This is a genomic window from Hydrogenophaga sp. (assembly GCF_041633695.1).
Taxonomy (GTDB): Bacteria; Pseudomonadota; Gammaproteobacteria; order Burkholderiales; family Burkholderiaceae_C; genus Hydrogenophaga.
The window spans coordinates 1-1,159 of sequence record NZ_JBFJMY010000746.1 but is presented as its reverse complement, the minus strand read 5'-3'; the positions used below and the strand labels follow the sequence as shown (position 1 = coordinate 1,159).

Below are 1,159 nucleotides of genomic sequence, written 5' to 3'. Positions count from 1 at the left end.
GCATGGTCCAGGCCTATACCGACATCATGAACATGTCGGTTTGATTCCCCGCCGCGCTGTGCGCGACCATCTCTAGGGCACTGAGCCCGAGTCCTCTCTTGCCTGAGCCGTTCAAGCGGCCGCTCCACGCCGTGTCTTGATCCGCCGACCCTTCCGACCCTGCGCGGCTGTTGCCCGCGCACCGGCCCGCCCGGAGCCGGTATAGGGTGTCAGTGCAAGGGCACGCTTTGCTTCTCGAAGAACACTTCCAGGTCGCCCAGCCAAGGCTCGGCCAGGCAGCGGATTTGCGCATCGGCGCGCAGGATGCGCTGCATGATGCGGGTCTTCTCGCGCCGGTCGTCGGGGCTCAGGGTGTGGTGGCGTGAGCGGTGGCGCAACTGGGCGATCAGAACCGCACAAGCCCCTTCCAGACGCACCACTTCGTCCCAGTTTTCGGTTTTGGCGGCGACCAGCATTTTCTGGCTCGCGCTTTCAATCGCTTTGTAGTAGTCCAAGAGGTTGTGCTCCATGATCAGGCTCCGGCGACGGGCACTGCTGGTTGGTGGACAGACGTTGAGCCCTGGATTTGCTTCCACGACTGGGCCACCGGCTCGATCAAGCCCTGCGCTTCGTCCAGGCCCAGAGGGTCGTTGCGCAGATTGGCTTGTGTCAGACGGGTCACGCAATAGCTGTACAGCTGCTGCAGGTTGCTGGCGATCTCACCCCCGTCGCGCAGATTCAGGCCGGCTTTCAGGCCCTCTTCCAGAATGCGAACCGCCTTGCCCAGGGCTTCGCCCTTGGCCTGCACATCGCCACGGGCCATCGCGCCACGGGCGGTCTGGATCGACTGCAGCAGGGCTTCGAACAACAAAGCGACGAGCTGGTGTGGGTTGGCGCCCTGGACGCTGGTTTCTGCCGAAACCCGTTTGTAGGCCGATGCTGCGCGAGAGTTAACAGAGGTGAACATGGTGCCAATTCCTTGGTTTTGATACCTTTTTGTATCGGCATCCACGGCGGGGACTGAAGGCCCGTGGTCCGGGAATTGAAGGGTGTTCATGGCGGTCTTCTTGGCGTTGTGACGTTCTGAAGGTGGTGGCGCTCACGCTCGGTGTGGTTTCATCACCAGGGCCGCGCCTGGTGCCGCAGCGCCGCCACCGGTCTTCATTTCGATGCCCACATC

Annotated in this window: 2 protein-coding genes; both read right to left on the bottom strand. The window is 62.6% G+C overall.

The genetic code is table 11. The features are described from left to right. Window positions 1-209: 209 nt before the first annotated feature. The gene (locus ABYB95_RS23780) at window positions 210-509 is read right to left on the bottom strand and encodes a flagellar protein FliT (RefSeq protein ID WP_372662933.1); all 300 of its coding nucleotides are present in this window, start codon (window positions 507-509) and stop codon (window positions 210-212) included. A gap of 2 nt (window positions 510-511) precedes the next feature. Then, window positions 512-946 carry a flagellar export chaperone FliS gene (gene fliS / locus ABYB95_RS23775; protein ID WP_372662930.1) on the bottom strand — a complete coding sequence of 145 codons (435 nt, stop codon included), beginning with the start codon at window positions 944-946 and terminating at the stop codon, window positions 512-514. Between the last annotated feature and the right edge of the window lie 213 nt (window positions 947-1,159).

Excerpts from the sequence above, each read along its gene's own strand:
- ABYB95_RS23780 (WP_372662933.1), bottom strand. The coding sequence starts at position 509 with ATGGAGCACAACCTCTTGGACTACTACAAAGCGATTGAAAGCGCGAGC.
- fliS (WP_372662930.1), bottom strand. The coding sequence starts at position 946 with ATGTTCACCTCTGTTAACTCTCGCGCAGCATCGGCCTACAAACGGGTT.